The organism is Streptomyces sp. (assembly GCF_031178505.1).
Taxonomy (GTDB): Bacteria; Actinomycetota; Actinomycetes; order Streptomycetales; family Streptomycetaceae; genus Streptomyces; species Streptomyces gulbargensis.
In genome coordinates this window covers 1-7373 of sequence record NZ_JAPSIW010000323.1, presented here as the reverse complement: position 1 = coordinate 7373, position 7373 = coordinate 1, and the positions used below count along the sequence as shown (strand labels likewise).

The 7373-nt window shown below is 76.9% G+C and carries 7 protein-coding genes and 1 pseudogene; 5 read left to right on the top strand and 3 right to left on the bottom strand.

Features of this window, described 5'->3' with window-relative positions; translation table 11 throughout:
* Positions 1-383 (bottom strand): annotated as a pseudogene (locus RIF68_RS20640) (hypothetical protein); the annotation flags it as partial.
* Between the two features lie 158 nt (positions 384-541).
* On the opposite strand from RIF68_RS20640, the gene RIF68_RS20635 reads away from it, so the two are divergent.
* Positions 542-1138 (top strand): histidine phosphatase family protein, encoded by a 597-nt coding sequence (locus tag RIF68_RS20635; protein WP_309052771.1) that lies wholly within the window; start codon positions 542-544, stop codon positions 1136-1138.
* A gap of 319 nt (positions 1139-1457) precedes the next feature.
* Here RIF68_RS20635 and RIF68_RS20630 read toward each other — a convergent pair whose 3' ends face one another.
* The gene (locus RIF68_RS20630; RefSeq protein WP_309052770.1) at positions 1458-2747 is read right to left on the bottom strand and encodes a tetratricopeptide repeat protein; all 1290 of its coding nucleotides are present in this window, start codon (positions 2745-2747) and stop codon (positions 1458-1460) included.
* A gap of 225 nt (positions 2748-2972) precedes the next feature.
* Between RIF68_RS20630 and RIF68_RS20625 the strand changes: the two genes are divergently transcribed.
* Both RIF68_RS20625 and RIF68_RS20620 read left to right on the top strand, forming a co-directional pair.
* Entirely contained in the window at positions 2973-3431 is a 459-nt protein-coding gene (locus RIF68_RS20625; RefSeq protein WP_309052769.1) for a hypothetical protein, read from the top strand.
* 236 nt (positions 3432-3667) lie between these two features.
* Positions 3668-4534 (top strand): fused MFS/spermidine synthase, encoded by an 867-nt coding sequence (locus RIF68_RS20620; RefSeq protein WP_309052768.1) that lies wholly within the window; start codon positions 3668-3670, stop codon positions 4532-4534.
* A gap of 13 nt (positions 4535-4547) precedes the next feature.
* On the opposite strand, the gene RIF68_RS20615 is transcribed toward RIF68_RS20620, so the two are convergent.
* Positions 4548-5126 (bottom strand): hypothetical protein, encoded by a 579-nt coding sequence (locus tag RIF68_RS20615; RefSeq protein ID WP_309052767.1) that lies wholly within the window; start codon positions 5124-5126, stop codon positions 4548-4550.
* A gap of 78 nt (positions 5127-5204) precedes the next feature.
* Between RIF68_RS20615 and RIF68_RS20610 the strand changes: the two genes are divergently transcribed.
* Both RIF68_RS20610 and RIF68_RS20605 read left to right on the top strand, forming a co-directional pair.
* Positions 5205-5957: a response regulator transcription factor gene (locus RIF68_RS20610; RefSeq protein ID WP_309052766.1), complete on the top strand. Its 753-nt coding sequence runs from the start codon at positions 5205-5207 to the stop codon at positions 5955-5957.
* Positions 5954-7373 (top strand): HAMP domain-containing sensor histidine kinase (locus tag RIF68_RS20605; RefSeq protein ID WP_309052765.1); only part of this gene is annotated, 1420 nt, incomplete at its 3' end. The genes RIF68_RS20610 and RIF68_RS20605, both read left to right, overlap by 4 nt.

Sequence of the window (7373 nt, the reverse complement as noted above, 5' to 3'; positions counted from 1 at the left end):
GTCCGGGCCGCCCGCCCCTGCGGCCCGGACGCCGCCAGATCCGGTACGGAGACGGCGCCGGGGTCCTCCACGCCGAGCAGGCGCAGCAGTTCGCGCCCGCCGTCCGCCTTGACCTTCGCCTCGAAGGAGTTGCCCCGCACGATCGCGAACTGCGACTGCCCGAACGGCGCCGGCGAGCCGAGCTTGGAGGCCAGGGCCGCCTTGTCGACACCCGCCCCGTCGAGCAGGGCGCGCCGGCGGCAACCGGGGTTGGCGGCGAGCGCCGCCAGCGCCCGCGCGTCCAGCGGGCGCGGCGCGACCGCCGGTCCGCGCAGCTCGGCGAGCAGCTGCCGGAGGGGTGGCTGCGGCGATCGGGACGGGCCGTGGTCCAGGGAAGTGCTCACCCGTGGAAGTCTCGCATCCGCCACCGACAACCGGGGGCGGTTCCGCCACGGAGCCGGCCGCCGTGCCGGGTACGGGGCCCGGCCCGGCGGGTGCCGTGCCGGCCTGGGCGATGATGGAGGGGCATCCCTTGAACCGTGAACCTCTGGAGAGCCCTTCCATGGCACCGCGCATCCTGCTCGCCCGGCACGGCCAGACCGAGTGGTCGCTTCTCGGCCGGCACACCGGCAGGACCGACATCCCGCTGCTCGACGAGGGCCGGCGCGGCGCGAAGCTGCTCGGCGAGCGCCTGCACCGGGGGCCGTGGCAGGGCCTGCCCGGCGTCGAGGTGCGCACCAGCCCGCTGGTCCGGGCGAGCGAGACCTGCGCGCTCGCCGGCTTCGCCGACCGGGCCGAGCCGTGGGACGCGCTCATGGAGTGGGACTACGGCGCGTACGAGGGGCTGACGCCCGCGCAGATCCACGAGCGCCGGCCCGGCTGGCTGATCTGGCGGGACGGCGTCCCCGAGGGCGAGACGCTGGAGCAGCTCTCCGCCCGCGCCGACGAGATCGTCGCCTGGGCGCGCTCGGCCGACCGGGACGTCCTCGTCTTCGCCCACGGCCACATCCTGCGCTCGATCGGCGCGCGCTGGCTGGGCGAGGACGTCTCCTTCGCCTCCCGCATCCGCCTCGACCCGACGAGCCTGTCCGTGCTCGGCTGGGCGTACGGCGCCCCGGCGATCGAACGCTGGAACGACACGGGCCACCTGGAGCGCTAGCCCACCGTGCCCGGGGCCGTCCCCGGTTCCGGCCGGCCTGGTCCGGCCGCGGGCCGGCCCCTGGTCCGGGCCCTCGGCGCCCGGACCGCCATGCGCCCGGTCGCTTCCAGGCTCTGGTCCCGGCCCTCGGCCCCCGCCTCCAGGCCCCGGCCCCGTCCGTCGGCCTCCGGGCCCCGGCCCGGCCCCGGTCGCGCCCGGCGATCGAGCCGCGACGACTCCCGGCCCGGCGGCCCGAGCGGCACTCCGCTCCCGGCCCCGCGGCGGCGGCGTCCGGCCCCGGGCCGTACCCCCGCCGCCGCGGACCGCCCCGCCCGTCTTCTCAGTACGCGGCCAGGACCCGGCGGGTGTCGGCGAGGAGGCCGTCGATGCGGGCGGAGGCGATGCCCGCCAGGGAATCCTCGACGCGGCGGGCCTCCGCCTCCGCCTCGTCCGGGCGGCCCGCGCGGGCCAGGTCTCCGGCGAGCTGCGCGCGGTACAGCGCGAGGTTGCGGGCGAAGTGCGGGTTCTGGAGGACGGTGGCGCGGTGGGCGTGGCGGGCCGCGCGGCCCCAGTCGCCCAGTGCCGACCAGCAGTGCGCCTCCAGGGACTCCCGCTCCGGTTCGCCGAAGAAGGACATCCACTCGGGGTCGTCGTCGGCCGTGCCCCGCTCGAAGTGGGTGTGGGCGCGGCCGAGGGCCTCCTCGCAGGCCGACCGGTCCCCGAGGCAGGCCCAGGCGGCGGCCTCCCGCAGGCAGAGCAGCGAGAGCAGCCGGGCCGAGCCCAGCGGCCGGGCCGCCCGCAGCCCGGCCTGCGCGGCGCGGACCGCTTCGCGGTGCCGGCCGGTGTCCCGGGCCAGGAAGGACGTGTTGCAGAAGGCGTGGGCCTCCAGCGCCGCGTTCCCGGCGACCCGCGCGGTGGCGAGCGCCTCGGCGTAGTGGGAACGGGCGTCCTCGTGGCGGCCGGAGTCGTGCGCCAGCCAGCCCACGGAGAGCGACAGTTCACCGGCACCGGCGTGCAGCCGGTCCTCGGTGGAGCGGCGGGCCGTGGTTCCCGCGTCCAGCAGGGCGTAGGCGCCGCGCAGCGGCTGCGCGGCGACCTTGTAGAGCCCGTCGCCGCCGTGCCGGTCGTCCAGCAGCCGGATCTGGCGTACGGCCTCCTCGACGGCCCGCACCTCGGCCTCGCCGATCCGGTGGCCGCCGCCGCGGGGGGCGGGGATCGCGACGGCCGTGCCGCCGAGTCCCAGCGAGGCGGCCGCCAGGGCGGCGGTCCCGCTCGTCATGAATGCGCGACGCAGCACGTCGCTCTCCTCATCGTTCCGGGTCGTGACGGCGGGGGGCGGTGGCACCGCGGCCGTGAGGACCTGCCGTCGGCCGCGCACCGCCTCCCGCGCGGAGAAGCCCAGGTCGGCGAGGGTCAGTCCGGGGAACATGTGCAGGAAGACCCGCTCGTACGCGTAGTTGGGGCAGCGGATCTCGCCCGCCTCCACGCGCCCGATGTAGCGGGCGTCGCACGCGACCTGTTCGCCGATCTCCCGCGCCGCCCGGCGGACCGCGGCGGCGAACTCCGCCGGCGAGTGCTGTCCGCGGAGCCGCCGGAAGGCGAGATTGGGAACTGCCCGTGACATGGCCATGGCCGAGCCCTCTCCTGGTGCTGCCGGGTGTTCCGGCGGCAAGAACGTACCTGCTGTGACCGGATGCGTACGCTGAGTTTGGCCACAAAGCGGATATCTCGCCCGCGATCTGCCATGAACTGCCATCCTTTGCGGCGGCGTGCCGCCGTAGCCGTTGACGCGTACGGGCGTTGAACCCTATGGAGAGACGGAACGCGTCTCCTCCGGAGCGAGGAGGGGTCCCCCATGTCGGAGATCGGATCGCAGTCGGCCGCCGCCACCCGGCCCGCGCCCGCCCCGGAGACCGGCGCGGCGCCCCCCGCCACCGGGCCCGCCGGCCCCTGCGACCTGGTGACCGTGCCGGTCCGCCAGGGCCTGGAGGCCGTCGACATCCTGCGGCGCGGCGGCGCCCCGGTGGTCGGGCCGGTGCTGCACGACGGGGCCTGCGACACCCTCGGCTTCCTGGTGCCGCCCGGGACGGCGGCGGCCTGGGACATGCCGGGCAGCGCCTGTACGCAGACCTCCGGCCGGGGGCTGCGCCTGCCGGAACTCCCCGAACTGCCCGAGCCGGCGGGTGACGCGCCCCGCCCGGCGGGCTGGCTGCTGCCGCCGGGGGACAGTGGCACGGTCACCGATCCCGCGGTCCTGCGCGAGGCCCTCGGGCAGGCGGCCCGCATGATCGAAGCGGCCGACGGCTGCCGCTGAGCCGCTGATCCACCCGGCAGCCGCCTCGGCGGAACCCGCCGGCGATCGTCACGGAGCCGCACCACCCGCCGTCGCGGGACGCCGCACCTCGCACGTCACCCCGCCCCGCCCGTACCGGCCCCGGGTCACCGATCCGTCCCCGGCCCGGGTCTTCCGTCCTGCCCGGGCCACGGCGCGTGCTCCGGGCGTCGCCGCCTCCGGGGCACCGGCACCGGCCGGGCACGGATAATGGGGCCGTGGCCAGGAACAAGCAGCGGGACCGGGCGGCCGGAGCCGCGTCCGTCGTCGAGACCGTCGACGGCGGCCTCGCCGAACTCATACCCGACCGGGAACGGCCCCGCGCCTGGACGCTGCTCATCGACGGCGCCCCCCAGTCGCACGTCGACCTGGACGACCCGGCCCACCTCTCCTTCGAGTACCAGCGGCGCCTCGGCCACGTCGCCGACCTCGCCGCCCCGCCGAACCGGCCGCTCCAGGCCGTCCACCTCGGCGGCGGCGCCTTCACCCTCGCCCGGTACGTCGCCGCGACCCGGCCCCGCTCCACCCAGCAGATCGTGGAGATCGACGCGCCGCTGGTCCAGCTGGTCCGGCGCGCCCTGCCGCTCGACCCCGGGGCCCGCATCCGCGTCCGGTCCACCGACGCCCGCGCCGGGCTCGGCAAGGTGCCGGACGGCTGGGCGGACCTGATCATCGCGGACGTCTTCAGCGGGGCCCGCACCCCCGCCCACCTCACCAGCACCGAGTTCCTCGCCGAGGTACGCAGGGCCCTGCGGCCCGGCGGCCTCTACGCGGCGAACCTCGCCGACGGCCCGCCCCTGGCCCACCTGCGCGGCCAGGTCGCCACGGCCGCCCGCGTCTTCCCCGAACTGGCCCTCGTCGCCGACCCGACCGTGCTGCGCGGCCGGCGCTTCGGCAACGCGGTGCTGGTCGCCTCCGACCGGGAACTCCCGGTCGCGGAGCTGACCCGCCGGGTCGCCGGCGACCCGCACCCGGGCCGGGTCGAACACGGCCGCGCCCTCACCGACCTCACCGGCGGGGCGGCCCCCGTCACCGACGCGGGTGCCAAGCCCTCCCCCGTACCGCCGCCCTCCGTCTTCCGGTAGGACGGGGCGGCGACTACGCCCGCCGGTCCTCGATCTGCACGCGGGGCGCGGTGTCGTGCCACACGCAGAACACCGACTGCTCCCGGCCGTCGCGGGTGAACGTGACCCGGATCCACGACGGTTGCTTCCACACCTGCATCCGCCAGCCGGACGCGGGCGTCGCCGACACCAGCTCGGCCGAGGACTCCCCGAGATCGAAGGTGACCCTGCCGCCGTCCACGGTGTAGCCCCGCGCGCGGGACGGCGGAGCGGCCGGCGGGGTCGTCGCGGGCGCCGGCGCGGACGACGGGGGAGCGGAGGACGGCGCACGGGTGCCCGCGCCGCCGCCCCTCGAGGGTTCCGGGGTCGCGGGGGCGGAGGAGACCGGCGACGGCGGCGGAGGCGAGGAAGGAGGCGGGGAGGGGCGGTGGGTGGAGGACGCCCGCTGGTCCTCGCCGCCGGTGGCGACGGCCGGCAGGGGCAGCGCACGGGGCGGGTCGTAGGCGGTGCCGGCCAGCACCGTGTGCACCCCCCACCAGGACAGGGTGACCGCCGCGCCGGTGGCGAGCGACCAGGCCAGCGCGTGCACGAGTCCTCTTCGCATCCGGGCCATACTGCACCACCCCGCGCCGGTGCGGGCGGTCGGGTGGACCCGCGTACCCGGTCCCCCGGATGGCGTACGGTGCCGCCCATGGCAAGTGTGCTCGTGGTCGAGGACGACCCGTTCGTGCGCTCCGCCCTCATCAGGCACCTGACGGCGCTGCCCGCGGAATCCCACACCGTACGGAGCGTCGGCACGGCTCTGGAGGCGCTGCGCGAGGTAGCCCATGTCCGCTTCGACGTCGTGATCCTGGACCTCGGACTGCCCGATCTGGACGGGGCCGAGGCGCTGAAGATGCTGCGCGGCATCACCGACGTACCGGTGATCATCGCGACGGCCCGGGACGACGAGGCCGAGATCGTACGGCTCCTCAACGCGGGTGCCGACGACTACCTCACCAAGCCGTTCTCGGTGGACCACCTCTCGGCCCGGATGGCGGCGGTCCTGCGCAGGGCGCGGGCCGGGACCGGGGAGGTGCCCCCGTCGCGGGTGCTCAGGGTCGGCGGGCTCACCGTCGATCCGCTGCGGCGCCAGGCCGAACTGGACGGGGCCGTGCTCGATCTGACCCGGCGCGAGTTCGACCTGCTGGCCTACCTCGCCGGACGGCCCGGCGTGGTCGTCCCGCGCAGGGAGCTGCTCGCGGAGGTGTGGCGGCAGGCGTACGGGGACGACCAGACCATCGACGTCCATCTGTCGTGGCTGCGCCGGAAGCTGGGCGAGACGGCGGCGCGCCCGCGCTACCTGCACACCCTGCGCGGGGTCGGGGTGAAGCTCGAACCGCCCCGGGAAGCCGGAGCGGGGGCGGGAACGGGCGCGGACGGCGGCGCGGGGCCGCGACCGTGAGATGGGCCCTCGTCAAGGTGGCCCTCGCGGTCACCGTCATGGTCGTCGTCGCCTTCGCCGTCCCGCTCGGCCTGGTCGTCGCCGAGATGGCCCGCGACCGGGCCTTCTCCAACGCCGAGCGCAAGGCCGCCGGTCTCGCCCCGGTCCTCGCCATCACCACCGACCGCGCCGAGCTGGAGAGGGCCGTCGCCACCACCGAGGACGGGGCGGCCGGGCGCCTCGCCGTCCACGTGCCCGGCGCCGGGCCGGGCGGGCGGGCCCTGGAGATCGGCACCCGCCGGGCCGGTACGGCCGACCTCGCCACCACGCGCGCGCTCGGCCGCGCCTCCATCACCGAGGTACCGGGCGGCTTCGCGCTGCTCCAGCCCACGGCGGTCGGCAGCGGCCAGGTCGCGGTCGTCGAACTCTTCGTGCCCGAGGGCGAGGTCAGCAACGGGGTCGCCACCGCCTGGCTCGTCCTCGCCGGGGTCGGCGCCGCCCTCGTCGTCGGTTCCGTCGCCGTCGCCGACCGGCTCGGCGTCCGCATGGTCCGGCCCGCCCAGCGTCTCGCGGGCGCCGCCCACGACCTGGGCGAGGGGAAGCTCGGCGCCCGCGTACCCGAGGAGGGGCCGCCGGAACTCAAGTCGGCCGCCGTCGCGTTCAACGCCATGGCCGACCAGGTCGTCCAGCTCCTCGCCAACGAACGCGAACTGGCCGCCGACCTCTCCCACCGGCTGCGCACCCCGCTCACGGTGCTGCGGCTCAACGCGGCCTCGCTCGGCTCGGGGCCGGCCGCCGACCAGACCAGGGCCGCCGTCGAACAGCTGGAGCGTGAGGTCGACACCATCATCCGTACGGCCCGGGAGGCGAAGCCGCGGACCCAGGCCACCGGCGCGGGCGCGGGCTGCGACGCGGCCGAAGTGGTCCGCGAGCGCATGGGGTTCTGGTCGGCGCTCGCCGAGGACGAGGGGCGCCGGGTCCGGGTCGCGGGCGTGGACCGGCCGGTCCGCATCCCCGTCGCCCGGCCCGAACTCGCCGCCGCGCTCGACGCGCTCCTCGGCAACGTCTTCCGGCACACCCCTGAGGGCACCGCCTTCTCCGTCGACCTGCACAACGGCGAGGACGCCGTCATCGTCCTCGTCTCCGACGCCGGCCCGGGCATCGCCGACCCGGCCGCCGCGCTCGCCCGCGGCAACAGCGGGGAACGGGCCGGTTCGACCGGGCTCGGCCTGGACATCGTGCGCCGCATGGCCGAGTCCACCGGCGGCGACGTCAGGATCGGCCACTCGGTGCTCGGCGGCACCGAGGTCCGGATCTGGATCGGTCTCGGCACCCGCCGGCCCGGTGATTCCGGTGGCCGCCGCGGCCGCAGGACGCCGCGCCGCGGCCGGCGCCCTGCGGTGGCCCGAGGGCCTGACCTTTCGCGGAGCCGATGCC

Bases quoted from the DNA above. Each gene is read 5' to 3' on its own strand.
- RIF68_RS20630 (WP_309052770.1), bottom strand. From the start codon at position 2,747: ATGGCCATGTCACGGGCAGTTCCCAATCTCGCCTTCCGGCGGCTCCGC.
- RIF68_RS20625 (WP_309052769.1), top strand. From the start codon at position 2,973: ATGTCGGAGATCGGATCGCAGTCGGCCGCCGCCACCCGGCCCGCGCCC.
- RIF68_RS20610 (WP_309052766.1), top strand. From the start codon at position 5,205: ATGGCAAGTGTGCTCGTGGTCGAGGACGACCCGTTCGTGCGCTCCGCC.
- RIF68_RS20635 (WP_309052771.1), top strand. From the start codon at position 542: ATGGCACCGCGCATCCTGCTCGCCCGGCACGGCCAGACCGAGTGGTCG.
- RIF68_RS20615 (WP_309052767.1), bottom strand. From the start codon at position 5,126: ATGGCCCGGATGCGAAGAGGACTCGTGCACGCGCTGGCCTGGTCGCTC.